Origin of the sequence: Propioniferax innocua, from assembly GCF_006716235.1 — a bacterium.
In the GTDB taxonomy this organism is placed as follows: domain Bacteria; phylum Actinomycetota; class Actinomycetes; order Propionibacteriales; family Propionibacteriaceae; genus Propioniferax; species Propioniferax innocua.
The window spans coordinates 328,162-354,213 of record NZ_VFOR01000002.1 but is presented as its reverse complement, the minus strand read 5'-3'; the positions used below and the strand labels follow the sequence as shown (position 1 = coordinate 354,213).

Annotated in this window: 23 protein-coding genes; 11 read left to right on the top strand and 12 right to left on the bottom strand. The window is 64.4% G+C overall.

What is annotated here, in order from left to right; all coding sequences use genetic code 11:
• Positions 1-295 precede the first annotated feature (295 nt).
• A complete protein-coding gene (locus tag FB460_RS08380; RefSeq protein WP_142093679.1) occupies positions 296-1,735 on the bottom strand; it encodes a hypothetical protein in 1,440 nt (479 codons plus the stop codon).
• An 89-nt stretch (positions 1,736-1,824) separates the two neighbouring features.
• Here FB460_RS08380 and FB460_RS08375 point away from each other — a divergent pair, with 89 nt between their 5' ends.
• Positions 1,825-2,403 carry a DUF4245 domain-containing protein gene (locus FB460_RS08375; RefSeq protein ID WP_142093678.1) on the top strand — a complete coding sequence of 193 codons (579 nt, stop codon included), beginning with the start codon at positions 1,825-1,827 and terminating at the stop codon, positions 2,401-2,403.
• 85 nt (positions 2,404-2,488) lie between these two features.
• On the opposite strand, the gene FB460_RS08370 is transcribed toward FB460_RS08375, so the two are convergent.
• The 5 genes from FB460_RS08370 to FB460_RS08350 all read right to left on the bottom strand — a co-directional run bounded on the left by FB460_RS08370 (position 2,489) and on the right by FB460_RS08350 (position 6,443).
• Positions 2,489-2,722: an exodeoxyribonuclease VII small subunit gene (locus FB460_RS08370; protein WP_142093677.1), complete on the bottom strand. Its 234-nt coding sequence runs from the start codon at positions 2,720-2,722 to the stop codon at positions 2,489-2,491.
• A 77-nt stretch (positions 2,723-2,799) separates the two neighbouring features.
• A complete protein-coding gene (gene xseA, locus FB460_RS08365) occupies positions 2,800-4,041 on the bottom strand; it encodes an exodeoxyribonuclease VII large subunit (RefSeq protein ID WP_142093676.1) in 1,242 nt (413 codons plus the stop codon).
• Entirely contained in the window at positions 4,041-5,024 is a 984-nt protein-coding gene (locus FB460_RS08360) for a 4-hydroxy-3-methylbut-2-enyl diphosphate reductase (protein WP_211345964.1), read from the bottom strand. Before FB460_RS08360 ends, xseA begins: the two co-directional genes overlap by 1 nt.
• Positions 5,025-5,142: 118 nt before the next feature.
• Positions 5,143-5,952 carry a carbon-nitrogen hydrolase family protein gene (locus FB460_RS08355; RefSeq protein WP_142093675.1) on the bottom strand — a complete coding sequence of 270 codons (810 nt, stop codon included), beginning with the start codon at positions 5,950-5,952 and terminating at the stop codon, positions 5,143-5,145.
• A 20-nt stretch (positions 5,953-5,972) separates the two neighbouring features.
• A complete protein-coding gene (locus tag FB460_RS08350) occupies positions 5,973-6,443 on the bottom strand; it encodes a DoxX family protein (protein WP_142093674.1) in 471 nt (156 codons plus the stop codon).
• Between the two features lie 114 nt (positions 6,444-6,557).
• Here FB460_RS08350 and FB460_RS08345 point away from each other — a divergent pair, with 114 nt between their 5' ends.
• Positions 6,558-7,115 (top strand): TetR/AcrR family transcriptional regulator, encoded by a 558-nt coding sequence (locus FB460_RS08345; protein ID WP_170210012.1) that lies wholly within the window; start codon positions 6,558-6,560, stop codon positions 7,113-7,115.
• On the opposite strand, the gene ilvA is transcribed toward FB460_RS08345, so the two are convergent.
• Positions 7,108-8,373 carry a threonine ammonia-lyase IlvA gene (ilvA, locus tag FB460_RS08340; RefSeq protein ID WP_211345920.1) on the bottom strand — a complete coding sequence of 422 codons (1,266 nt, stop codon included), beginning with the start codon at positions 8,371-8,373 and terminating at the stop codon, positions 7,108-7,110. The two genes, FB460_RS08345 and ilvA, sit on opposite strands and share 8 nt — an antisense overlap.
• A gap of 20 nt (positions 8,374-8,393) precedes the next feature.
• Positions 8,394-9,899 (bottom strand): DNA recombination protein RmuC, encoded by a 1,506-nt coding sequence (locus tag FB460_RS08335; RefSeq protein WP_170210011.1) that lies wholly within the window; start codon positions 9,897-9,899, stop codon positions 8,394-8,396.
• Between the two features lie 102 nt (positions 9,900-10,001).
• Here FB460_RS08335 and FB460_RS08330 point away from each other — a divergent pair, with 102 nt between their 5' ends.
• On the top strand, positions 10,002-11,279 hold the full coding sequence (locus FB460_RS08330) for a M18 family aminopeptidase (RefSeq protein WP_142093670.1): 1,278 nt from the start codon (positions 10,002-10,004) through the stop codon (positions 11,277-11,279).
• Positions 11,280-11,362: 83 nt separating this feature from the next.
• Positions 11,363-11,689 carry a DUF4342 domain-containing protein gene (locus FB460_RS08325; RefSeq protein WP_142093669.1) on the top strand — a complete coding sequence of 109 codons (327 nt, stop codon included), beginning with the start codon at positions 11,363-11,365 and terminating at the stop codon, positions 11,687-11,689.
• Between the two features lie 40 nt (positions 11,690-11,729).
• Here FB460_RS08325 and FB460_RS08320 read toward each other — a convergent pair whose 3' ends face one another.
• The gene (locus tag FB460_RS08320; protein ID WP_142093668.1) at positions 11,730-12,008 is read right to left on the bottom strand and encodes a DUF2249 domain-containing protein; all 279 of its coding nucleotides are present in this window, start codon (positions 12,006-12,008) and stop codon (positions 11,730-11,732) included.
• Between the two features lie 132 nt (positions 12,009-12,140).
• Between FB460_RS08320 and exaC the strand changes: the two genes are divergently transcribed.
• Together exaC and FB460_RS08310 are read left to right on the top strand one after the other, a co-directional pair.
• Positions 12,141-13,664, top strand: coding sequence for an acetaldehyde dehydrogenase ExaC (gene exaC, locus FB460_RS08315; protein ID WP_142093667.1), 1,524 nt, complete (start codon positions 12,141-12,143; stop codon positions 13,662-13,664).
• On the top strand, positions 13,664-14,149 hold the full coding sequence (locus FB460_RS08310; RefSeq protein WP_142093666.1) for a DUF779 domain-containing protein: 486 nt from the start codon (positions 13,664-13,666) through the stop codon (positions 14,147-14,149). The genes exaC and FB460_RS08310 overlap by 1 nt, the downstream gene beginning before the upstream one ends.
• On the opposite strand, the gene FB460_RS08305 is transcribed toward FB460_RS08310, so the two are convergent.
• The 3 genes from FB460_RS08305 to FB460_RS08295 all read right to left on the bottom strand — a co-directional run bounded on the left by FB460_RS08305 (position 14,126) and on the right by FB460_RS08295 (position 17,388).
• Entirely contained in the window at positions 14,126-15,157 is a 1,032-nt protein-coding gene (locus FB460_RS08305; RefSeq protein ID WP_142093665.1) for a DUF808 domain-containing protein, read from the bottom strand. The two genes, FB460_RS08310 and FB460_RS08305, sit on opposite strands and share 24 nt — an antisense overlap.
• An 89-nt stretch (positions 15,158-15,246) precedes the next feature.
• Positions 15,247-16,728, bottom strand: coding sequence for an NCS2 family permease (locus tag FB460_RS08300; RefSeq protein WP_142093664.1), 1,482 nt, complete (start codon positions 16,726-16,728; stop codon positions 15,247-15,249).
• Positions 16,729-16,803: 75 nt separating this feature from the next.
• The gene (locus FB460_RS08295; RefSeq protein WP_170210010.1) at positions 16,804-17,388 is read right to left on the bottom strand and encodes a TetR/AcrR family transcriptional regulator; all 585 of its coding nucleotides are present in this window, start codon (positions 17,386-17,388) and stop codon (positions 16,804-16,806) included.
• Between the two features lie 275 nt (positions 17,389-17,663).
• Between FB460_RS08295 and FB460_RS08290 the strand changes: the two genes are divergently transcribed.
• From FB460_RS08290 to FB460_RS08270, 5 genes are read left to right on the top strand one after another with little or no spacing between them, the layout of a single operon-like run.
• Positions 17,664-18,719, top strand: a complete 1,056-nt coding sequence (locus FB460_RS08290; RefSeq protein ID WP_142093662.1) for a C40 family peptidase — start codon at positions 17,664-17,666, stop codon at positions 18,717-18,719.
• A 58-nt stretch (positions 18,720-18,777) separates the two neighbouring features.
• Positions 18,778-19,869 (top strand): redox-regulated ATPase YchF, encoded by a 1,092-nt coding sequence (gene ychF / locus FB460_RS08285; RefSeq protein ID WP_142093661.1) that lies wholly within the window; start codon positions 18,778-18,780, stop codon positions 19,867-19,869.
• On the top strand, positions 19,866-21,416 hold the full coding sequence (locus tag FB460_RS08280) for a type I restriction-modification system subunit M (RefSeq protein WP_142093660.1): 1,551 nt from the start codon (positions 19,866-19,868) through the stop codon (positions 21,414-21,416). Before ychF ends, FB460_RS08280 begins: the two co-directional genes overlap by 4 nt.
• Entirely contained in the window at positions 21,413-22,666 is a 1,254-nt protein-coding gene (locus tag FB460_RS08275) for a restriction endonuclease subunit S (protein WP_142093659.1), read from the top strand. The genes FB460_RS08280 and FB460_RS08275 overlap by 4 nt, the downstream gene beginning before the upstream one ends.
• The gene (locus FB460_RS08270) at positions 22,663-25,995 is read left to right on the top strand and encodes a type I restriction endonuclease subunit R (RefSeq protein ID WP_142093658.1); all 3,333 of its coding nucleotides are present in this window, start codon (positions 22,663-22,665) and stop codon (positions 25,993-25,995) included. The genes FB460_RS08275 and FB460_RS08270 overlap by 4 nt, the downstream gene beginning before the upstream one ends.
• Positions 25,996-26,052: the final 57 nt, after the last annotated feature.

The following is a 26,052-nucleotide window of genomic DNA, read 5'->3' as shown; positions in this document are numbered from 1 at the left end:
AGTTCCGCAGGCTGGACGTCTTGCCGGGGAACCGGTCGATCCCCACGAAGGATGTCTCGGCCATGCCGAATACGACGTTCGTGTTGGCCGTGGTGCGGCAAACCGTCACCGACGCCGAGACGCTCGGCTCGGCGCGTCTGCAGCTTGGTCGTGGCGATCAGCGATGGGCCGATTCGGCCACCAACATCCATCCCGATTCCGACCTGTCCTATTCGCCGTTGATCCCCGAGCATTACGTGGGCCTGGCCTCGTCATCGGAGCCTGCACCCCGCACGGGCGACCAAGTGGAGTTCGGTCAGGTGTGGATGGTGCCCACCAGCGTGTTGGGTGAACCCGGATCAGGTGACGAGATCCGTCCGGTGGTCACCGTCGAATCCCACGATCTCGATGAACGGCCTCGCGATGTCTGGCTCTGAGGCAACTGACTTCGAGTGACCGGTGACGTCCCTGCATCGTTCGTGGTGGATTTTCGGGTCGATAGAGGGCGGCGCTGCCAGTGTGCACCGGTGGTGTTGCTGACGGCACGGTCGAACGCCGTCAGGTAGAGAGCGCTGAGCAGCGGGAGCATGATCAGCTCTGCGGTCTGATCCACGAACTGTGCCACCGAGATGAGGATCGTGTCGTTGCGGGGGCCAATGAGCTGATGCAGCGTCCATGCGAGATTCGCTTGGGTGAACTGGCCGATCGCCGCGAGGATCAGGTAGGCACCGACGAAGTAGGGGCCGCTGCGCACCACCAGACGAAGGCAGGCCAACACCGGCAGGTACTTCTCCCGGATGTCCTTGGTGAGTACGCCCAGTAGCCCGGATTCCATGCGGGACAGGTGGCGCCCGGGGCGTCCTGTCACCACATCGTGAACATGGAACTCCCGCCACCCATGGACCACGGCAGTGAGCGCCAGCCAGAACAGCGGCAGAGCGACGTAATCGGCCATGGCGGGCAGGAACACCTCCATCACCCAGGGGCCGGACTCGAGGAGGAGCTGATCGATGGTCAGGCCGAAGGGCAGGTCGATGCTGGGGATGGCGTCGAGCAGGGTGTACCACGCGTCCATCGCACGTACGACGATGGATCGTCGCATGATCCAGGGGAACGCGAGGCTCCACAGTGACGTCGCGACGGCGAATGCGGCGAACACCCACATCCCCTCCATGCCGAGCACGATGATGCTCAATACGGTGCGGCGGCGAGGGTGCTTGATCCACCGATCGGAGACGAACTGCACGCTCTGCTTGAGGACGAGCAGCACGATGGCGATGCCGAGGAACGTGGGCCAGCGATTCATTCCGATCGACCAGTGTTCGGTGGCGGCGCCGTGGAAGACGATGTTCATGCCGAACAGGTGGGTGATCTCCTGCTCGACGAGCCCCCACAGGGCATAGGTCAGCAGGAACGGGCCAGTGGCTGCGAGCAGAGTCGTCAGCGCGGTGGAGGGGTGGAAGACCGTCTCCGGAACGCCCACTGGTTTGATGCGCCCCAACTGCGACGGACTCTGCAGGACCTCGCGGGCGCTGTGGAGCATCATGATCAGACACACGATCTTGGTCAGGACACCGAGCACGAACACCACGAGGGCCAAGGTCATGTTGGTGCTGCCGAGAGCCGCAGAACCGAACAGGCCAAGGAGTGCTCCGGTCAGCCCCAAGGCACACCAGAATGTCAGACGCGTGAACGCCTGAAGCCAGATGGTGATTGTCTCCGATCCGAGCAGCATCAGGTCCTGTAGCAGCCGCACGCGAGAACCATAGCGTCGAGCGGGCATATGCGTAGCGACTCGAGCAGGTCGGTGTTGGTTTGGCGCAGGACCTTTGGGAGACTGGCGCAATGGCAGATCAGGGGACGAAGAGCGCGCGGCGTGGACCGACCGTCGGCGACATGGTCCGTTCGTTGGCGATCATCCTGGTTCCCCTGGTGTTGATCTACTGGTTGTTCACCAAGGACATCGAAGAGCAGCCGGTGCGGTCGATCGACTATGCGCCGACGCTGCGTGAGGCGAATGAGCGCGCCCCGTACACGGTCATGGCCCCGGAGGGATTGGGGGAGGGCTGGATCCCCACGCAGTCCCACTACTTCGATGATGGTCAGTTGGGGCGTGACGGAGAACCCACGCAGGGCCATGAGTGGGTCGTGGGGTTCATCAGCCCCGACGAGATCTATTACGGCGTGCTGCAGACCGACCATGACGCGGCCGAGACCATCGGCGATCTCAGCCGGGGCGGGCAGCAGCAGGGCAGCGAGACGATCGAGGGGCGTGAGTGGGAACGCTGGCGCAGCCCCGATGGACGCACCGGAGTGCTGGCAACCACCGCGGACGGGGTGACCCTCACCGTCACCGCTGACGCTGACTTCACCCAGATCGCCGACTTCGCGCGGACCCTCGAGCCGCAGAAGCAGAAGAACTGACCCGTTTCCGGCCGGGTGCGGACACAGCCCGGTTCGTCACGGCGAGTCGAACAGCGGTGCTGTGACCGGGAAAGTGGCGTGCCGATCAGTCCTGGGCATCGTGAGCGGCCCGGGCGGCGTCCACCTTGGCACGGGCGCCGTCGAGCCATTGCTGACAGGTCGCGGCCAGTTTCTCCCCGCGTTCCCAGAGCTGCATCGACTCGGCCAGGGATGCTTCCCCGGATTCGAGTTTGGCGACGACCTGCACCAGCTCCTCGCGGGCGGCCTCGTAGCTGAGCTCTTCGTTGTCCAGGTCGGGGGTGTCGGCACTGTCATCCATGGAGATCGTTCCTTGAGGTGAGTGGGGTTCTCGTTGGCTCGGGGCTTGACTTCGGCCACGCCTGGCCGTGGGGGTGCTCATGTGTCATCGGGTTGGGGATGTCGTGGAGAACGGGCGACGTCCTGCACACGGACGCCGAGCTGACCGTCGGCGAGGAGGATGCGCAGGGCCTCGTCGGTGTCCACCGACTCCACCGAGGTGACTTCGGCACCGTCTCCATCGGCCACGATCGCGTAGCCGCGGGCGAGGGTGGCTCGAGGGGAGAGGGAACGCACGCGAGCCAGATGATGATCGATCGTGGTGCCCTCGGCGCGCAGATGGTGGTCGATCGCGCGTCCCACCCGGCGCTGCAGTTCGGTGATCTCCCGGTGACGGAGGTCGAACGAGTGCAGGGGGTTCTGCAGGGCGGGGCGTGACCGCAATTGGGTGAGACGGTCCTGTTCGCGCCGCACGAAGGTGTCGATGGCGCGTCGCATGGCGCTGCGGGCGAGCCCGAGTTGGTGGAGCTCCTCGCTGACATCGGGCACGACGGTCTTGGCGGCATCGGTGGGGGTGGACGCCCGGTGGTCGGCGACAAGATCGAGGATCGGGGTGTCGGTCTCGTGCCCGATTGCGCTGACGACCGGCGTCTGGCACTCGAAGACTGCACGGACGACGGACTCGTCCGAGAAGGCCAGAAGGTCCTCCAATGACCCTCCGCCGCGCGCGATGATGATGACGTCCACCTGATCGATCGCGTCCAGTTCACCGATGGCGGCGATGATCTCGGCGGGGGCGGATGGACCCTGCACGAGCGAGTGGCGTACCTCGAATGCAGCGGCCGGCCACCGCAGCGTCACGTTCTGCAGGACGTCGCGTTCGGCAGCACTGTGCGCTCCGGTGATCAGACCGATGCGTCGGGGAAGCACCGGCAGCCGTTTCTTCAATCGGGGGTCGAACAGGCCTTCGGCCTGAAGCAGCCGTTTGCGTTGTTCGAGGGCGGCGAGGAGTCGACCTTCACCCGAGGGACGCAGGTCGGTGCACGTGAAGCTGAGGCGTCCCGACTTGCGCCAGACGGTGGCTTTGAGCAGGCACGTGACGGTGGCGCCTTCGGTGAGCGGCCCAGCGGAATCGATCACCGAGGTGGTGGCCGACACCGACACCGACACTTCCTCGTCGGCATCACGGAGGGTGATGAACACCAATCCGCGTCGGCGGTTCATCTCGATGATCTGGCCTTCGACCCAGATCGTTCCGAGACGGTTGATGTAGTCCTGAACCGCCGCAACGACCTCGCGCAGGGGCTGGGGCCGTTCCGGCGAGCTCTGGAGCCTGCCCATCAGTCGATGGTGCGGGGGGCGCGCAGCTCACGAGGGAGCGAGAACGTAAGTGTCTCCTCGGTGAGCTGTTCCTCGACGGCCTTGGGGTAGCCCTTCTCCTCGAGAAGCTCCAGCACACCGCGGACCAGGATGTCCGGCACCGACGCCCCACTGGTGACGCCGATGGTGTCGACGCCCTCGAACCACTCGTCTTTGACCTCGGCGGCGTGGTCGACGCGGTAGGACGCCTTGGCGCCGGCGTCGAGGGCGACCTCGACGAGGCGGTTGGAGTTGGAGGAGTTCGCCGAGCCGACGACGATCACCAGATCCGAGTGCGCGGCGATCTGTTTGATGGCGGCCTGGCGGTTGGACGTGGCGTAGCAGATGTCCTCGCTCGGCGGGTCCTGCAGATTGGGGAAGCGCTCGCGCAGGATCTCGACGGTCGCCATCGTCTCGTCGACGCTCAGCGTGGTCTGGGAGAGCCACGCCAGTTTGTCGGGGTTGTCGACCTCGACGGTGCGGGCCTCCTCGGGGGACTGCACCAGGATCATGTCGTCGGGGGCCTCGCCCATGGTGCCCTCGACCTCTTCATGGCCCGCATGGCCGATGAACAGGATCTGCATGTCGCTGCGAACGAAACGTTTGGCTTCGGTGTGCACCTTGGTCACCAGCGGGCACGTGGCGTCGATGGTGAGGAGGTTCCGCTCGGTGGCCTGGGCGTGGACCGCGGGGGAGACACCGTGTGCGGAGAACACGGTGTGGGCACCTTCGGGAACCTCGTCGAGTTCTTCGACGAAGATGGCGCCGCGTTGTTCGAGCGTCTCGACCACGTGTTTGTTGTGCACGATCTGCTTGCGGACGTACACCGGCGCGCCGTACCGCTCGAGGGCCTTCTCGACCGTCACCACGGCTCGATCGACACCCGCGCAGTATCCGCGGGGAGACGCCACGACGACGCGCTTCTCCCCGGCCTCGGGGGTTCGCGGTTCGGCCGGTTCGGCCAGGTGCAAGGAAGAACTGGTCTGCTCGGAAGTCACGGTGGCCAGTCTACGTACCCGGTATGACAAAGCGAGAGGCGCGGACGTGGGCCGCGTCGGCGCGGTGGGTTTCGGCTCGGCCTGTTCAGCTCAACCTGGCGTTGGTGAGGACCGGGATGCTCTCGCGCGTGGAGACGGGGTCGTCGATGTCGGCGACGAGCAGCTCGGGCGCCGCACCGGCTCGGGCGACGATGCGTCCGTCGGGGGAGACGATCATCGAGTGCCCGACGCCGGTGGGTGCCTTCGGCTTGGCCTCCACGCCCGAGGCGGAAGGCTCGGCCTGGCCACAGGCGAGGATCCACGACGTCGAATCGAGTGCGCGTGCGCGCACCAGCAGCTCCCACTGCTCGACCTTCCCCGGGCCAGCACCCCAACTGGCGGGAAGGAGCACTCCGGCGGCTCCGGCCCGGGCATGGTCGATGAACAGCTGGGGGAACCGCACGTCGTAACAGGTGGCAAGCCCCAGCGTCAGCGCCTCATCGGTGGCGGGGGCGATGCGTACCTGTTCTTCGCCGGCGGCGACGGTGTCGGATTCGGAGAACCCGAACGCGTCGTACAGGTGGATCTTGTCGTAGGAGGTGTCGACGCCGTTGCCCACGGCCAGCAACGTGTTGTGGACACGTGCTCCCTTCTCACCGTCGGGGGCGGGGGTGAACATGCCCGCCACCACGGTGATGCCGTGTTCATCGGCGATGGAACGGAGCCCCTCGGCCCACGGGCCATCGATTGGTTGGGCGATCTCGGTGAGGTTGTGCCCGAAGGCGCGCATGGTGGCTTCGGGGAACAACACGACATCGCACGACCGCTCCGCAGCACGCGCGGCGTGGTCGGCGACCAGTTGCAGGTTGGCATCGAGGTCGCGGCTCGTGCAGATCTGGGCGAGTCCGATACGCATGGGGCAAGCCTGCCAAATGTTCAACCGGCCTGATCGGCCTGCCCGCCGAATGCGATGACGAGCGCAGCAGCGATGAACACGGCCTGGATGGGGGTGCGCACCCAGAGGTCGGTGTGGGGAACGCCGCTTTCGGGGCCCATCTGGGCGGCGTGCACGTTCGCCGGGAAGAGCGCGATCAACAGTGCCGCCGAACTCCATGCGGCGGCCTGGCGGACGGGAAGGAGAGCAGGTGGGGTCAGCAGGGCAACTGCGGCGACGATCTCGAGGACCCCTGTGATCGCCACGAGCAGGGGGCCGGGGAGTGGCTCGGGGACCATCGCGATGAACTGTGAACGTTTTGGTTCCACGAAGTGTGCGGTGCCCGTCATGACGAACATGACGGCGAGGCCGACCGCTGTGGCGTTCGGCCATGTCGAGACGTAGGAGAGGCCCAGGCTGCCGACGACTCGGCAGATCAGGGTGACGGTCACGAGGGTGATCAGTGGGGCCATGGCTGAACCTTTCTGGCGAGGCGCGGCGAACACGCATCTAGTCACTGGATAGATTGCCTGAGGTTCGATGTCTAGTCAATGACTAGATCGGCGTGGAGTCGCTACTGTTGGCGCATGGCGAGGGCATATCACCATGGGGACCTGCGCAGGCATGTGTTGGACATCGCAGTGACGCTGCTGGGCGGTGAGGGCCCCGACGCGGTCTCCCTGCGGGAGGTAGCGCGCCGTGCCGAGGTCTCACATGCCGCGCCGGCTCACCACTTCGGGTCCCGGCAGGGTCTCTTCACGGCGGTGGCCGCGGAGGGGTTCCGGCTCCTGGCCGACGAGATGCGGGCCTCGATCGAGGAGCAGCGCTTCGATCTGACCGCCGTGGCATATGTCGGATGGGCGGTGAAACATCCCGGCCACTTCTCGGTGATGTTCCGCACCGATCTGCTCGACGGGAGTGATGACGAGCTCGTCGCCGCCCAGGCCGAGACATCCGACATGCTGACCTCGGGCGTTGCGATGGTGCCGGACTCGGTACTCACCACCGACCGAGATGCCGCCCGGAAAGCTGCGTGGGCGCTCGTGCACGGGCTGGCCTCATTGGTCATCGGCGGCCAGATCGAAGAGGAGGATGCGGAGAGGCTGACGCTGCAGTGCGCGCGTCAGCTCTTCCCCCTCAGATGAAGTACCGGTAGAACGGGCTCTCCGGGTCGATGCGTTCCACGTTCGTGGTGCCCTGTTCGATGCGCGTGAGCAGCCCGGCGAGGTCGGAGGCGTCACCGAGTTCGATGCCGACCAGTGCCGGGCCCGTCTCGCGGTTGTTGCGCTTGGTGTACTCGAACAGCGTGATGTCGTCGTCGGGGCCGAGTGTTTCGTCCAGGAATCGACGCAGTGCCTGGGGCTCCTGGGTGAAGTTCACCAGGAAGTAGTGCTTGCGACCTTGGTGGATCAGTGAGCGCTCGATGATCTCGGCGTAGCGGGAGACGTCGTTGTTGCCGCCGGAGACGATCGCGACGATGGTCTGCTGGTGGTGCGTCATGAGCTGACGCCCCAGCGACGCGGGCGCCAGCGCGCCTGCGGGCTCGGTGATGATGCCGTCGGTCTGGTAGAGGTCGAGCATCTCGGTGCAGATCTGGCCCTCGGGGACATCGATGAGCTCACCGCCCAGCTCGGCGGTGATCCTGGTGGGCAGCGCTCCGGCGCGCTGCACGGCGGCGCCGTCGACGAAGGTGTCGATGTTCTCCAGGGTGATCGGCCCACCGCTGCGCACGGCCACCGCCAGGCAGGGCGCACCGCTCGGCTCCACGCCGATCACGCGGGTCTGTGGGCAGTTCTCCCGAAACCATGTGAGGCACCCGGCGTACATGCCGCCGCCGCCCACGGGCACGGCCACCACATCGGGGGCGTACCCGAGTTGGTCGACGATCTCGGGGGCGATGGTGCCCTGGCCGACGATCGTGCGGGTGTCGTCGAAGGCGTGCACCTTGGTCGCGCCGGTGCGGGCGGCCTCGGCTGTGGCTGCTGCTGCGGCGTCGTCGTAGGACTCGCCGCCGATGATGAGCTCCACGTGTTCGCCGCCCAGCTGGACCATGCGATCACGCTTCTGTCGCGGCGTTCCGGAAGGGACGAAGACCTTGGCCTTGATGCCGAGCTGGTGGCAGGTCCACGCCACGCCCTGACCGTGGTTGCCGGCGCTGGCGCACACCACGCCGCGGGCGCGTTCTTCGGCGTTGAGGCTGCTGATCAGGTTGTAGGCGCCCCGGAGCTTGTAGGAGCGCACCGGCTGGAGATCTTCCCGTTTGAGGAGCACGCGAGCGCCGGTGAACTCACTGAGCCGCTCGTTGTACTGCAGCGGTGAGCGGTTCACCACCGTCCGGACGTTGGCTACGGCCTGGTCGATGTCGGCCGCTGTGGGCAGGGGGCTGGTGGTGGGGTCATTCACAACGATTCATTGTGCCTTGTTCACCCCGTGCTCCAGAGACCGTCCCGCTCGGTGGTTGATGAGATGTCGTCGCCAACGTCCGGATGCGAGCCGTCGTCGCCACCATCGTCTGCCTCCAATGCCGGTGATGCCGGGGTTCGCGCGTCGTCGGGATCGGCGAAGAACTCCTCGGCACTCACGCTGCGGGGCAGCTCCTCGACCGCCTTGAGGCTCTTGAGCTCGGTGTCGCTGACATCCATGGCCGTGAACCTGCGTGCGGTCACCATGACGCGGGCCTCCAGCGACCCGACCATCTCGTTGTACGACCGCACCGCCGTGTTCAATGAGCGGCCGGTCTTCTCCACATGCGCACCCATCTTGGCCAGGCGTCCGTGCAGCTCGCGTCCGAGTTCGAGCACTTCTGCAGCGTCCTCGGCGAGGGAGACCTGTTTCCAGCCGTACGCGACCGCGCGGAGCATCGCGATGAGGGTGTTCGGTGTGCCGATCACGATGTTCTTCGACGCCGCGTATTCGTGCAGGTCCGGGTACTGTTCGAGAGCCTCGAACAGGAAGTTTTCGTTGGGAAGAAACAGCACCACGAACTCCGGGGTGCCGATGTCGGCCTTCCAGTACTCCTTGCTCGAGAGGTCGTCGATGTGGCTGCGGACGTTCTTGCCGAACTGCTTCATCTTCTCGGCCCGCGTGGTGTCGTCGGCGGCTTCGAGTGCGTCGAGGAATGCCGAGAGGGGCACCTTGGCGTCGACGAACACGTGACGCCCATTGGTCAGGTTGACCCGCATATCGGGACGGATCGTGCGATCGGCGGAGGTCGTGGTGGTCGTCTGGGTGTCGAAATCGCAACGTGACACCATGCCCGCGTACTCGGCGATGCGTCGCAACTGTGTTTCGCCCCATGCCCCGCGCACCTGAGGTTTGCGTAGAGCCGTGGCCAGCGAGTGGGTCTCCCGGCGCAGGTGCTCCCCGGTCATCTGGACCGCCTGCACCTGGCTGCGCAGATCGGCCGCCATCGTGGCACGTTCCTTCTCCACCTCCGTGAGCCGGTTCTGATATCGCTCCAACAACGCCTGCAGTGGCTCCAGGGCCTGCTGCGTCCTCTTCAGGCGTTCCTCCGCCGTGGCATCGGCAGCCTTGCCCTGACGCTCGAGCGATTCCCCGCTGAGCACCTTGAACTGGTTGACCAAACTCTCGCGATCGGCGGCAAGTTGCTGGGCACGTTGGGTCGCGGCATCGCGTTCGGCCCGCATCCCAGCCAGTTGTGCCGAGGCCTCGGCCTGCTCGGTGCGGGCAGCTGCCGCCTCGGCTCGGGCTTCGGCGACATCGGCGCGGTATTGCTCGACATCGGCCTTCGCTTCGGCACGGAGCCCCCGCAGTTCGGCGGTCTCGGCGCGGGCACTCTCGGCATGGGCGGTGAGCTCCTGGAGCCTGGCGTCGCGTCGGGAGGCTGCGAGGCGGGCTCCGATCAGAAGACCGATCGCCACGCCCGCAGCCAGCGTGAAGATCAGCAGAAGAACCGATGTGATGTCCATGCCGACATCCTGACGCAGGGGTACGACAAATCTGGCGCGGGAGGTTTTCGGATCGGCAACCCCGTCAGGTGTCATGCAGGGGCACGGTGATTGGATGGTCCCATGCCACACACAGATGCACCGCCGCATGCCGAGAATCTCGCCGCCTTCGTCCAGGCCTCGCCCTCGAGTTACCACGCGGCCAACGCCGTGGCCGACCTGCTCGTCGAGGCCGGCTTCACGCGTCAGGACGAGACCGAGGCGTGGGACGCGAGCCCCGGAGGGCATGTGCTCGTCAGAGACGGTGCGGTGTTGGCGTGGCGTGTGCCCGAGAACGCCACGCCCGGTGACGTGGGATTTCGCATCGTGGGTTGCCACACCGACTCCCCGGGATTCAAGGTGAAACCCGATCCGACGCTCGGGGCTGCTGGGTGGCAGCAGGTCGGCGTCGAGGTCTACGGAAGCCCGCTGCTCGGTTCGTGGACCGATCGAGAACTCGGCATTTCCGGGCGCGTCCACACCCGGAGCGGGGAATGTCGGCTGGTGCGACTCGACGGGCTCATGCGGATCCCGCAGTTGGCCATCCATCTCAACCGTGGCGTCAACAACGACGGGCTCAAGCTTGATCCGCAGACGCACGTGCAGCCCATCTATTCGGCGCGTCGTCCCGACCTGCGTCTGCTCGACCTGCTCGCTGAGAAGGTGGGGATCGAAGCCGAGGACATCGCGGGCCACGACCTCTTCGCACACACCTGCCAGGCGCCCGAGGTCTTCGGCGCCGATGACGAGTTCTTCGCCTCGCCGCGACTCGACAACCTCTCCAGCGTCCACGCCGCACTGATCGCGCTCATGAATGCGGACGAATGCGATGACATCCAGGTGTTGGCTGCCTTCGACCACGAGGAGGTTGGGTCAAGTACCCGTTCAGGGGCCGCCGGGCCGCTTCTGGAGGACGTCCTGCGGCGCACTGCCCACGCCCTGGGTGCCGACGCCGACCAGTTCGCGCGCATGATCGCCCGCTCCACCTGTATCTCGGCCGACGCCGGACACGCGGTGCATCCGAACTACGCCACGTTCCACGATCCGGTGCACCATCCGTTGTTGAACGAGGGGCCGTTGTTGAAGGTCAACGCCAATCAGCGTTACACGTCGGATGCCTCCGGGGCGACCCTGTGGGAGCGGGTGTGTGCCGTGGCCGGGGTGCCGACGCAGACGTTCGTCTCCAACAACCAGCTCCCGTGTGGATCAACGATCGGCCCCCTCACCGCGACGCGGTTGGGGATCACGACCGTTGATGTCGGCGTCCCTCTGCTGAGCATGCATTCGGCGCGGGAGATGGCTGGTGTCGACGATCTGTATTTCCTGACGCGTGCCCTGCAGGCCTACTGGGCAGGTGCCTGACCGTTCTTGCGGACGCCCGGTAACGTTGAGGTCAACCGAGCCGACAGACCTGCGGTCGGTACCGACAGGGAAGGGTGAAAACCATGGCCGAGCACAAGTGGACCCAGCGTATGGAAGTGGCTGGAGAAGAACTCGTCGATCAGATCAAGGCCCTGTTCGATGATGCGAACGCCAAGCGGGTGGTGATCCGTGACCAGCAGAACCGCGAGTTGCTCGCAGTGCCGTTGACTCTCGGCGTCGCCGGTGGGGCGATCACCGTGCTCGCTGCTCCGATTCTGGCTGCGGTCGCCGCCATTGGAGGAGTGGTGGCGAAGGTCCGTCTGGACGTGGAGCGTGTCGACAACCCCACGATCCCCGGCGAGGCGGTGGACGCCGATCAGGCCGCCGAAGAGGACGGCCAGTCGGCATGATCTGATGCCCCGGCGTGGGGTCGCCCGGCGTTGAAGGGGATCAGCGCGTCCTGGTGAACCTGATACGCCACACGTCGGGGCCTTCTGTCACATACTCATGCCTGACCTCATCGCCGTGCCGGCTCTCGATCTCGGCGATGAGGGGGAGTGGCTTGTGGGGTGCAGCCAGGATGAACTCGCCTCCGGGCTGCAATGAGTCGACGACCCCGTTGATCGCAGCATGGCGGATCGCATGTGGGATCGTGCGGGCATCGAGCTCGGGAGTGCCGTGGTCGTGGCCGCAGGCGCAGCCGTGATTCTCGGTCAAGGGAATGTTCACAACTCCATAATAATCACACTTCCCTCGTTGAATAAAGGGGGTTGGCGTCTCCTCTTTTCTGTGTGACCTGCATCACTTAGGGTGGGGGTCCCGATCAGTGCCGATCGGGTGACGCCAAAGAAGGGCCTGACCATGACCGTGTATGCACATCCAGGTACCGACGGAGCGATCGTCGAGTTGCAGAGTCGCTATGACCACTGGATCAACAACGAGTTCGTTGCCCCCGTGAACGGTGAGTATTTCGAGAATCCATCGCCGGTGACGGGGAAGATCTACTGCGAGGTGGCCCGCGGTACCGCGGGTGACATCGAGGCGGCGCTGGATGCCGCTCACGCTGCAGCCGGAAGCTGGGGAAAGACATCCACCCAGACCAGAGCGGGCATTCTCAACAAGATCGCAGATCGTATCGACGAACATCTCGAGCAGCTCGCCGTCATCGAGACCTGGGACAACGGCAAAGCCATCCGTGAACCGCTGAATGCAGATCTGCCTCTGGCGGCCGACCACTTCCGCTATTTCGCAGGGGCCCTGCGAGCACAGGAGGGGTCCCTGTCGCAGATCGATGATGAGACCGTCGCCTATCACTTCCATGAGCCCTTGGGGGTCGTGGGCCAGATCATTCCCTGGAACTTCCCGCTGCTGATGGCTGTATGGAAGCTCGCTCCGGCGTTGGCGGCCGGCAACTGCGTCGTGCTCAAGCCGGCGGAGCAGACGCCGGTGTCGATCCTTGAGTTCATGAAGCTGGTCGGGGATCTCCTCCCGCCGGGAGTGGTCAACATCGTCAACGGGTTCGGGGCGGAGGCGGGCAAGCCCCTGGCCTCGAGCCCGCGGATTGCGAAGATCGCCTTCACCGGTGAGACCACCACCGGCCGGCTCATCATGCAGTACGCCTCACAGAACCTCATCCCGGTGACGCTCGAGCTCGGCGGCAAGAGCCCCAATGTGTTCTTCGCCGATGTGATGGATGCCGATGACGCTTTTCGCAACAAGGCGTTGGAGGGATTCACCCTGTTCGCGCTGAATCAGGGAGAGGTGTGCACCTGTCCATCACGTGCGCTGATCCAGGAGTCGATCAATGACCGGTTCCTCGAGCTGGCGCTCGAGCGCGTGAGCCAGATCAAGCAGGGAGACCCGTTGGACACCGAGGTCATGATGGGTGCGCAGGCGTCGAACGACCAGCTCGAGAAGATTCTTTCCTACCTCCGCATCGGTCGCGAAGAAGGCGCCGAAGTGCTCATCGGTGGGGAGCAGAAGCATCTGGACGGCGCATTGGCCGACGGCTACTACGTGCAGCCGACCGTGTTCGCCGGCACCAATTCCATGCGCGTCTTCCAGGAGGAGATCTTCGGCCCGGTGGTGGCTGCCACGACCTTCACCGACTTCGACGACGCCATGCGAATCGCCAACGACACGCTCTATGGCCTGGGTGCCGGTGTCTGGTCGCGGGCTCAGCAGACGGTCTATCGAGCCGGCCGCGCCATTGAGGCAGGACGTGTGTGGGTGAACCACTATCACAACTACCCGGCGCATTCGGCGTTCGGTGGCTACAAGCATTCGGGCATCGGACGGGAGAACCATCTGATGATGCTGGAGCACTACCAACAGACCAAGAATCTGCTGGTCTCCTACTCCGACGAGGCGCTGGGCTTCTACTGATGAACAGCGGCGATCGTGCGGAGGGTGGGTTCATCGCCAGCCGCGTTCTGGTGAGCCATGCCGCTGCGGCCCTGATGCGCGAGCTCATCGACCGACACGGACCATTGCTGTTCCACCAGTCCGGTGGCTGTTGTGATGGGTCGGCGCCGATGTGTTACGAGGACGGAGACTTCCTCATCGGTGACACCGATGTGCTTTTGGGGCGGCTCGCGGTGGGGGAAGCGCCAACCGAAGTGTGGATTTCAGGGCCGCAGTTCACGGCGTGGCAGCACACTCAGTTGTTGATCGACGCTGTGCCCGGGCGAGGGGCAGGGTTCTCGTTGGAGGCCCCCACCGGTCAACGCTTCCTGAGTCGTGCCCGTGTCATTCCCGAAGCCGCCGATCTGCCTGTGGCGCTGACCGGGGCGGAGGTGGAGGCCGGTGCGAACCTGCCCGGGCCCACCGCGCCGGTGGACCCGGAGTCAGTCGGTGTCTTCTGCGGCTGACGGACCGTCGTTCGGAGTCGCGTGATCGGTTGTGGTGCTCTGGTGGGATGCAGGCTCGTCGGGGTTGGTCTCGGCGGCCTGATGGCCGTTGCCGCGGAGGCGTCCGAAGAGTTCGACGATGGCTACGACCACAGCGCCCCAGGCGAGCCCGAGGATGAGAGAGAAGAAGGTGTTGGTGAGCCACGCCAGCGCGCCTCCGACCGCGGGGATGTTTGCGAAGATCCCCTCGGCGTGGTGAACAAACTCGTAGGGTGCGCTCAGGCCGATCTCGTCCAGACCGACGAGGATGATGTGTCCACCCACCCACAGCATCGCGAATACGCCGACCACCGAGATCACCGTCATCACCTTCGGCATGGCCATGACCAGGCCCCGTCCAACCTTCTGTGCGCCGGGGCTCTCGCGCTGGGCGAGGGAGAGGCCGATGTCGTCCATCTTCACGATGAGGCCCACCGCGCCGTACACCAATGCGGTGATGCCGAGCGCGACCACCGCGAGGATCGCCGCGCGATTGAAGATGGGCTCGGTGGCCACTTCGTTGAGGGAGATCACCATGATCTCGCAGCTCAGGATGAAATCGGTGGTGATGGCACCCTTGACCAGTTTGTCCTCGGCGCCGGGACCCTTGTCGACCGCCGGGGTTTCCTTGTGATGGCCGCTGATCTTGCCCCAGATCTTCTCGGCACCCTCGAAGCACAGGTAGGTGCCGCCGAGCATGAGAAGGGGGGTGAGCAGGAACGGTGCGAACTCGCTGAGCAGCAGCGCCCACGGCAGGATGATCGCAAGCTTGTTGCGTAGCGACCCCATGGCGATCTTCTTGATGATCGGCAGCTCGCGAGTGGGGTTGACGCCTTCCACATACTGCGGGGTCACCGCTGCGTCGTCGACCACGACGCCGGCAGCCTTGGCGCTGGCTCTGGCCGATGCTGCGGCGATGTCATCGACGCTCGCTGCGGTCATCTTTGCGATCGCGGCGACGTCATCCAGCAGTGCGGCCAGACCGGACATAGGACCTCCATGGAACGTGACGTGCAGTGGTGAGCCGGCACGTGGCAGGCCGTGGTGAGTTTAGGGCACGAGGGATTGCATGCGTGGCGTCAGCCGCTGATGGCTGCGGTGAGCGGTTGGGCTCCGAAGTAGATGACGAATGCCACCGAGACGGCCCACATGATCGGGTGGATCGATCGGGCCTTGCCGCTGAGCGCCTGCAACAGCGTCCACACGATGAAGCCGATGCCGATGCCGTTGGCGATCGAATAGGTGAAGGGCATGGCGACGATCGTGAGGAACGCCGGAAGGGCGATCTCGAAGCGGTTGAAGTCGATCGAGGTTATCTGCCCGATCATCAGTGCGCCCACGATGACGAGGACCGGTGAGGCGGCCTCGAAGGGGACGATCTGGGTGAGAGGGGTCAGGAACATGGCCAGGAGGAACACCGCTCCGGTGACGACATTGGCCAATCCGGTGCGAGCGCCGTCGGCGATGCCTGCCGCCGAGTCCACGTAGACGGTGTTCGACGACGATGAGCCAAGGCCGCCGGCAACGGCACCGAGCCCTTCGAAGATGAGTGCGGGCTTGAGGCCGGGGAGGTTGCCGTCATCGTCCATGAGCTCGGCCTGGTGACCGAGGCCGGTCATGGTGCCCATGGCGTCGAAGAAGTTGGCGAGGACGAGGGTGAACAGCAGCAGGGCTGCGGTCAGGGGGCCGACGCTGGTGAAGGCGCCGAACATGTCGACCTTGCCCACGAGGGAGAGGTCGGGGATGCCGAACCACTGATCGGGGATCTGGGGCACCGCGAGCGACCAGCCGGTGGGGACGGGTTCACCGTCGACCATCGAGGGGCCGGGCTTGGCGACCATCTCGACGATGATGGCCACCACGGTGGTGCTGATGATGCCGATGAACAGGCCACCGCGGACCTTGCGTGCGGTGAGGACGCCGCACAGGATCAGGCCGAAGAGGAACACGACCGTGGGCCAGGAGCCGATCGAACCGCCGATGCCCAGGCCGACGGGAACGGTGGTGTTGGCGGCGTCGGGGAGGCGACGGACGAAGCCGGCGTCGACGAAGCCGATGAAGGAGATGAACAGGCCGATACCGACGGTGATGGCGGCCTTGAGCTCGGTTGGGATCGCGTTGAAGACCATGGTGCGGAAGCCGGTGATCGCGAGGATGACGATGATGATGCCGTCCCACACGACCAGCCCCATGGCTTCGGCCCAGGTGAGCCCCTCCACCTGGACGAACGTCACCGCCAGCAGTGTGTTGATGCCCAAGCCGGTCGCGATGCCGAAGGGATATCGCGCACCGATGCCGAATGCGATGCTCATGACGCCGGCGACCAGGGCGGTGACACCGGCGACTTGCAGGGTGGTGAGGGTGTCGCCGTTGCGATCGGGGATGTTGCCGAGGATCAGCGGGTTGAGCACCACGATGTAGGCCATCGCGAAGAAGGTCACCAAGCCGCCGCGCAGCTCGGTGCCGATGCTGGAACCGCGCTTGGTGATCTCGAACCAATGGTCGAGGAAGCCGCCGCTGGCAGGTGACGGGGTGGAATCCTCAGCGGTCGATCGCGACATGGAACCTCCTGGGCGCAGGCGATGGTGACGGCTCATCATCGCACTCGGCGTTCGGGGGTGCCAGTTGCGGATGGGTCAGGTGAAGTCGAGGCCGTTCACCACGTTGGTGATGGTGACCTCGCGCAGGTGGTACTTGGTCTCGTCGTCAAGATCTTTCAGCGCTCCGGTGGTGACGAGGACGCAGAAGCCGTGACCGGCGGACCACAGGGCGACCGACAGTTCACGTGAGCGCTCCAAGGCGGGCGCATGGCCGAGCTGTTCGACGCCCAATGCGTGCACGACCTCGACGAACGCATCGAACACCGAGCCGTCCTGAGCGGGGCTGAAGCCATTGTTCAGATGAGCGAAGAGCTGGGGATTGGCGAAGGCGAAATCGAAGTAGGCGTTTCCTGCGGCCAAGAGCTTGTCCCGGGCTGTGCCGTGGGTGCTGCTTACGGCTGCTTCGAGGTCGCGAGAGAGCATGCGGTCGATCTCCCTGGCCACCTTTTCGCGAAGTTCCTGCTGATCGCGGAAGTGACGATATGCGGCAGCGGGGGAGACGCCTGCTCTGCGCGTGATCTCCCGGATGCCGACAGCGTCCGAGCCGCCCTCGGCAGCAAGCTCGAGGCCGATTCGGATCATCTCGTCGCGCAGGCGTCCGTGGTGATAGCCGGTGGTCACAGTCAAGGAGTCTAGGTGCAGCTGCGCGGGCGCGGGGGCGGTTCTGGGATGTTGACGTGAACCCTCCCTCCCGCTACCGTTGTTAACGGCGTTAACACCGGCCCGCCCGAAGGCATGCGGGCAGCTGGAGTGCATACGGGGGGATGCCCGAAGTTTGCGGGCGGGCGGTGTTGCATGGCAGGGAATCTTCCGGGGAAATCTCCGCCGGTGACGATGAGGTCATCGGGGCGGTGACTCTGCAGCGTGGAGGTACCCCCTAGCAAGGAGACCTGCTCGTGAAGAAAATCGCTGCCCTCATCGCCAGCTGCGCCGCTGCGGCCGCCTTCGCGGTTCCGGCCACCCTCTCACTGACCCCTCCCGCTGACAACGCTGTCGCTGCTACCGCGACCTCTGCGGTCGACTACCCGATCGTGCTCAAGGAAGGCATGCGCGGCAAGGACGTCACCGCCCTGCAGCTCATGCTCCGGTACTCCTCGCCCGACCTGAAGGTGGACGGTGTCTTCGGCGCCGACACCAAGGCCGCCGTGATCGCCAAGCAGAAGGCCGCCGGGATCGCCGCCGATGGCGTCGCCGGTGACGACACGCTGAACGCCCTGATGGTCAAGGTTCGCTCCGGTGACCGCAGCCTGGCCACCGCCGCGACCCAGACCCTGCTCAACAAGCACGGAGCCAGCATCGAGGTCGACGGAGTCGCCGGAACGGCAACCATGGGCGCCATCAAGGAGTTCCAGAGCAAGAAGGGGCTCCAGGTCGATGGCGTCGTCGGCCCCAACACCTGGTCGGCGCTGTATGGCGAGCCGCAGAGTGACTCCGCGCCGGTTCCCAATGAGCGCGCCCAGGTGGCCGAGTACGCCAAGAAGTTCGTGAATGGTGATGCCATCCCCGCCAAGACCCTCGAGGGTGGCGTCACGACCCAGCCGTGGAAGGGCGGGGTCATCCCCTACACGTGGAGCGGTGGACACGCCAAGGGCATCGGCCCGACCGTCGGCAACTGTGACTCGTGGCGCAAGGACTACCGGTGTCTCGCAGAGGAGCGCGTCGGCGTCGACTGCTCCGGCTTCGCTCGCTGGGCCTACGCTCTCGCCTACGGCAAGGACGTGCTCGGCCCCAGCTCGTCGAAGCACCAGGCCAAGAAGGGCCAGGTCATCAAGCGCAGCGAACTGCAGCCCGGTGATGCGGTGTTCTACGGAAACTCCACCGACTCCATCTACCACGTGGCCATCTACATCGGTGATGGAAAGGTCGCACACACCTACAGCCAGAAGCACGACCCAGCGATTGACACGATCGATGACGCTGCAGGTGGCAACCCGTACTTCCGTCGCTACTGATCCGGCCTGAAACGCGCCGACTCCACTCAAGGCCACGGCTCGCCTAGACTGGCGTGCCGTGGCTTTGACTATTGGAATCGTGGGACTCCCCAACGCGGGCAAGTCGACGTTGTTCAACGCTTTGACGAAGAACGACATCCTGGCGGCGAACTACCCGTTCGCGACGATCGAACCGAACGTGGGGGTGGTCGGGCTCCCCGACCCGCGGCTGGACAAGCTCGCCGAGATCTACGGCAGCGAGAAGACCATCCCGGCGACCGTGTCCTTCGTCGACATCGCCGGCATCGTCCGTGGCGCGTCGCAGGGCGAGGGTATGGGCAACGCGTTCCTGGCGAACATCCGTGAGGCCGACGCCATCTGTCAGGTCACCCGCGCATTCACCGACGCCGACGTCACCCACGTCGACGGGGGAGTGAACCCCAGTGGTGACATCGAGACCATCTCGACCGAGCTGATCCTCGCCGACATCCAGACGCTGGAGAAGGCGCTGCCGCGGCTGGAGAAGGAGGCCCGGATCAAGAAGGACTCCCAGCCGAAGCTCGCTGCATGGCAGGAGGCGCTGGGCGTGCTGAACGAGGGCAAGGGCATTTTCCAGGCAGGGCTCGACATGGAGCATCTGCGGGAGCTGTTCCTGCTCACTGCCAAGCCGTTCATCTATGTGTTCAACTGCGACGCTGACCAGCTCGCCGATGAGGACGCCAAGGCCAAGATGGCCGAGGTCGTCGCCCCGGCGGAGGCGATCTTCCTCGACGCCAAGTTCGAAGCCGAGCTCGCGGAGATGGACGAGGAGGACGCGCAGATGTTCCTCGACGACGCCGGGGTGGAGGAGCCCGGGCTGGATGTGTTGGCCCGTGTCGGGTTTGACACCCTCGGGCTGCAGACCTACCTGACCGCCGGGCCGAAGGAGGCCCGTGCCTGGACGATCCCGAAGGGCGCCACGGCTCCCGAAGCCGCCGGAGTGATCCACACCGATTTCCAGAAGGGCTTCATCAAGGCCGAAATCGTGTCCTTCGATGACCTCGTCGCAGCCGGCTCGGAACAGGAAGCCAAAGCCGCTGGAAAGATGCGTCTTGAAGGCAAGGACTACGTCATGGCTGACGGTGACGTGGTGGAGTTCCGGACGGGGCTTACGTCTGGGAGTAAGAAATGAAGACAACTGATCTTGCCAAGGTTCGCGCGACGCTGTGGAGCGCCGCGGACGAGTTGCGCGCGAACTCCAAGCTGACGCCTGTCCAGTATCGCGACCCAGTCCTCGGCTTGGTGTTCCTCGCGTACGCCGAGAACCGTTTCGAGACCGTCCGCGAAGAGGTTGAGGCCAACTCCAGCGCACGTAACCCCGCGACGGTCGCGGACTACAAGGCAAAATCGGTGCTGTACGTCCCCGACGAGTCACGGCTGTCCAGCCTGGTCGATCTTCCCGAGGGTGATGACGTCGGTAAAGCCACCGACGATGCGATCAAGGCCATCGAGGAGGCCAATCCGGAGCTCAAGGACATCCTGCCCCGCGGCTACCAGAAGCTTGAGCGTTCGACGCTGATCGAGTTGCTTCGGCTCTTTGCGCCGCTGCCCACCCAGCTCGCGGGCGATGCCTTCGGCTTCATCTATGAGGACTTCCTCTCCAACTTCGCCGCACAGGAGGGCAGGGGTGGCGGCGAGTATTTCACGCCGTACTCCATCGTCCGACTCATCGTCGAGGTCCTGCAGCCATTCCACGGCCGCGTTTTCGATCCAGCATGTGGCTCGGGTGGCATGTTCGTCCAGTGTGCGAAGTTCGTCGAGCGTCATCACGAGTCGGCCAGCCGCCAGCTCTCTGTCTTCGGGACGGAGAAGACCGAGGACACCGTCCCGCTGGCCAAGATGAACCTCGCGCTGCACGGGCTCTCAGGGGATATCCGCCAAGCCAACAGCTATTACGAGAACCCGCATAGCGCGGTTGGCGCCTTCGACTATGTGATGGCCAACCCGCCGTTCAACGTCGACAAGATCAAGAAGGATCAGCTCGCTGGCGACAAGCGATTCCCGTTCGGGTTGCCGAAAGTCGACAACGGCAACTTCCTGTGGATCCAGCAGTTCTACGCGGCACTCTCACCGAAGGGTCGAGCAGGCTTCGTCATGGCCAACTCGGCCGGAGACGCGGGCCACTCAGAGAAGGACATCCGCAAGCAGTTGATCGAGTCGGGAGCCGTCGACGTTATGGTCGCCATCAGCCCCAACTTTTTCTACACCGTCACCTTGCCGGTGACGCTGTGGTTCCTCGACAAGGCCAAGGGAGGGACACCGCGCGAGGACACAGTGTTGTTTATCGACGCCCGGCACATCTTCCACCAGATCGATCGTGCCCACCGTGACTTTACGCCCGAGCAGATCGAGTTCCTGGCCAATATCGTCCGGCTCTACCGTGGCGAGGACGTACAGACAGTCGATGGCAGCGCCGACCTCGTTGCCGAGAACTTCCCCGACGGGAGGTACGTCGACGTCGGTGGCCTGTGCAAGGTCGCCACTCGAGCTGAGGTCGAAGCCCAAGGTTGGAGCCTTAATCCGGGCCGCTATACCGGCACTGCCGCCGTCGACGAGAGCGATGTCGATTTCATGGGCGATCTCGCTGCGTTGTACGAGGAGTTCACCACGCTAAGTGACGAGGCCGACGTGCTGCGAACCAAAGTCGACGCGGCAGTTCAAGGGATCCTCGAAGTATGAGCGAGTGGCGTGAGGTAGCAGTCGAGGCACTGTGTTCTCGAGTGACCAGTGGCGGGACTCCCAGTCGCAAGCGAGCCGACTACTATACCGATGAAGGTATTCCCTGGGTCAAGTCGCAGGAGTTGATTGGGGCACGGATCGCTACGACCGAGGAGCACATCTCTGAGGCCGGACTCGAGAGATCCTCCGCAAAACTGCTTCCACCCGACACCGTACTGTTGGCCATGTACGGGGCAAACGTGGGCCAGCTGGGCTGGCTGGGCGTCGAAGCGACCGTCAATCAGGCTATCTGCGCGATGGTCACCGACCCCAAAGAGGCGGACGCTCGCTTCCTCTACTACGCGCTTGCGGGTGCCCGCGAGCGCCTCGTCGGGAACGCGCATGGTGCCGCTCAGCAGAATCTGAGTCAGCAACTGATCAAACCCTTCAAGCTGGCCGTCCCTGCCCTGGCGACTCAGCAACGCATCGGAGCGATCCTTCGTTCCATCGACGAATTGATCGAGAACAACCGGCGGCGGATCGAGGTGCTGGAGAAGATGGCGCGGGCCATCTACCGCGAGTGGTTCGTGAAGTTCCGTTACCCCGGCCACGAGGGCGTGCCCATGGTCGACTCGGCCCTCGGCCTGATACCCGATGGATGGGAGGTCCAACCCCTTGCCGCCATCGCCACAGTTAATGGCTCTTCTCGTAAACCAGGTGGTGACGAGGTATTCCGATACCTCGATATCTCGGCTCTCTCGGAGCGCCACATCGGCGAGCTGGAGGCTATTGGCGGCTCGAGTGCACCCGGCAGGGCTCGTCGAGTTGTGAGCCCTGGCGACACTGTATGGGCAACCGTGCGGCCCAACCGTAGAGCGCACGCTCTGCTCGTTGCTCCCGATAGCGACTGGATCGCATCGACTGGGTTGGCGGTGCTGACCCCATCGACGGTCTCACCGGATTTCCTCTTCGAGACATCATCGGCGACAGCGTTCTCAGACTGGCTCGTCGGGCGTGCAACCGGGTCGGCGTATCCCGCGGTTCGAGCGAAGGACTTTGAGGAAGCTCCGATTGTCGTCCCCGATGTCGCCGTCGACGCGGCGTTTGCTGACAAGGTGTCTCCAATGCACGATCTGAGCTGGAGGCTGCGCAATGAGTGCTCCCGTCTCGCCGCGCTCCGAGATCTCCTACTGCCGAAGCTGGTCACAGGACAGATCGATATCTCGACGCTAGATCTTGATGCGTTGGTCGCGAGGCAGGTGGCGGAATGACTCCCACGGGCCCGGAGTACTGGTACGTCGAGAAGCCGAGCATCGAGCTTCTGGTGGAGCTCGGCTGGACTCCAGTCGACGCCTTCCAGGAGATCCTGGGACCCGGGGGCAGCCTGGGGCGCGACTCCCAACGCGATGCCGTGCTCGTTCACCGGCTGCGGCTTGCTATGCGCAAGCTCAACCCCGAGTATGTGCCCGATACCTCGATCGATGAGGCCGTTGAGGTCCTCACCAAGGACCGATCGGCCATGGACCCCGTCCGCGCCAATCGGGAAGTCTATGATCTGCTGCGTGACGGCTATCTGGCGGAGTGGGTTGACGACCAGGGCGTGAAGCAGATGGAGGCCTTACGGTTCCTCGACTTCAAGGATTCATCGAACAATGACTTCTTGGCGGTTCAGCAGATGTGGGTCAAGGGCAACCTGCACAGCCGGCGGCTGGATCTGGCGCTGTTCGTCAACGGGGTACCGCTGGTGCTGATGGAATTCAAGGAGCCCAACGAGTCGGTCAAGGCGGCCTACGACGACAACCTGACCGACTACCGAGACACGATTCCGCAGCTATTCATCCCTAACTGCTTCGTGCTGCTGTCCAATGGAAGCCAGGCGAAGGTCGGGTCAACTTACGCGCCGTGGGAGTTCTTCAACGACTGGAAGGTCATCGACGCCCACGGCACCCGCGGTGTGGTCGCTCTGGAGACTGCGCTTCGAGGTACCTGCGATCCGTCCGTCCTGCTTGACCTGCTGGAGAACTTCGTCGCGTACATGGAGCGGCCTGGTGGTCTGATCAAGGTGCTCGCGCGATCTCACCAATTCCTCGGTGTCAACGCGGCGATCGAGAATCTGCATCGGGCCCGGGCCGACCAGGATAAGCGCCTCGGGGTATTCTGGCACACTCAGGGCTCCGGAAAATCGCTGTCGATGCTGTGGTTCACGCAGAAGGTGCTGCGCCAAGTACCGGGCAATTGGACATTCGTCATGGTCACCGACCGCACGGAACTGGATACTCAGCTGCATGGTGAGTTCGCCGACGCCGGAGCTATCTCGCCAGAGGCCCGGGTGCACGCGCAGTCCGTCGCCCACCTGCGTGAATTGCTTGCAGCCGATCACCGTTACGTATTCACACTCATCCAGAAGTTCCAGCCGTCCAAGGCACTGGGGGAGCGGCAGATGCCGGTGCTCTCGACCCGCTCCGACGTTATCGTGATCACCGATGAAGCGCACCGCAGTCAGTACGACACTCTCGCGCTGAACATGCGCACGGCGCTGCCGAACGCGTCGATGATGGGCTTCACCGGCACCCCGCTGATCGAGGGTGAAGAGCAGGTGACGCGCGAGCAGTTTGGTAATTACGTCAGCGTCTATAACTTCCGTGATGCCATTGAAGATGGCGCGACGGTCCCGCTCTATTATGAGAACCGCATTCCCGAACTTCAGCTCACCAACGAAAACTTCTCCGACGAACTCGAGGCTATTCTCGAGGATGCTGAGCTCGACGAGGACGCAGAAGGCCAGTTGGCCCGTGACTTCGGCACGCAGTACACGTTGCTCACCCGCCCGGAGCGATTGAAGACGCTTGCCAGGGACCTTGTCGCACACTTCGTAGGGCGCGGGTTCAGTGGTAAAGCAATGTACGTCGGGCTCGACAAGGCTGCTGCCGTCCGCATGTACAACCTCGTCCAGGAGGCCTGGGGCGAGCACTTGGCGGCATTGAAAGCCGAGCACGACGCACTACCGGAGCTTGAGCGGCCATGGCTCGCCTCGCGGATCGAGCTCATGGAGACCACCGACATGGCTGTGGTCGTCTCGCAGAGCCAGAACGAGTTGAAGATGCTCGACGACCTCGGGCTGGACATTCGGCCGCACCGTGAGCGGATGAACCGCGAGGACTTAGCGGAGAAGTTCAAGGACGCCGAGGACCCGCTGCGACTGGTGTTTGTCTGCGCGATGTGGATGACCGGTTTTGACGCGCCGAGTGTCTCGACGATCTATCTCGATCGCCCGATGCGCAACCACACGTTGATGCAGACGATCGCCCGTGCGAACCGCGTATTCCCGGAGAAGGACAATGGCCTGATCGTTGACTACGTCGGCGTTTTCCGAAACCTGGAGAAGGCCCTGGCGATCTACGGTGCCGCGAACGCCGTCGAGTCGCCCATCGAGATCATCGATGCACTCGCGGGTGAGCTGGATGCAGCTGTGGCCGACTTGTTCACCTTCTGCTCCAGTGTCGGAGTCGATCTCGCGACGATGAGGGATGCGGAGGGATTCGACCATGTCGCCAAACGCGATGCTGCAGTCGAGGCGCTCCTGGTGGATGAAGAGATCCGCAACGACTTCCAACAGAAGGCACGGCAGATCCGAAAACTCTTCAAGGCCCTCCTGCCAGATCCGAGCGCAGCAGGCCAGCAGCGCAACGTGGCAGCAATACGTGTTCTCGCCGAACGCATCTCCGAAGTCACGCGGCCACCCGAGGCCGACCTCGGGACGGTGGCGGATGCGGTGGACGCCCTGCTTGACCGGTCAGTGGGTGCCGAGGAGTACGTCATTCGCGCCGCTGCCGAAGGCACCAAGCCAGACCCGCTGATCGATCTGTCTTTGATCGACTTCGAGGGCCTCGCGACCAAGTTCGCTGGTCGTAAGCGAGCCGAGACGGACCGGCTGGCGCAACTGCTCCGCCAGCAGGCCATCGTCTCGGCGACCCGTAACCCCACCCGGTACGAACTCGTCGAGCGGATCGAGCAGCTGATCGACGACTACAACTCCGGCAGCGTGAACATCGACGAGTACCTGCGACGCTTGATCGAGCTGTCGCAGAACCTGACCAAGGAGGAGGAACGGTCGGCTCGTGAGGGGATGACCGAGGAAGAGCTAGCACTCTTCGATCTGCTGACCCAGCCCGATCCTGTGCTCACCGACGACGAGCGTGACACGGTGAAGGCCAGCGCGAAGAAGCTGCTGGAACATCTCCACGACAAACTAGTCCAAGACTGGCGACGAAAGGTCGACGTGATGAATGACGTCGACAGCACGATCCGACGAGTCCTAGACCAAGAGCTGCCCGAGACACCCTACACACTTGACATCTTCTCCTCGAAGGTGCGACTTGTCTTTGATCATGTCCTCACCGCCTACGGCGACGACGGAGAGAGCGCCTACACCCCGCGGGTCGATTTCCAGTGGCCCGCGCAGTCGGTGGAGTACGACGGCCCAGACGGGCCTCTTGATGTGGACAAGATCGCTGACGACGTCGTCGCCCGCATCCACGTCGATCCGACCTTCGCCTCTCAAGTGGCCGCACAACTGGGTGTCACCGACTCAGCGACGTGAAACGCACAAGAGTTTCCGAAAGTGCCGACAACGGTCTCGATGATGCAACGTCGGTTC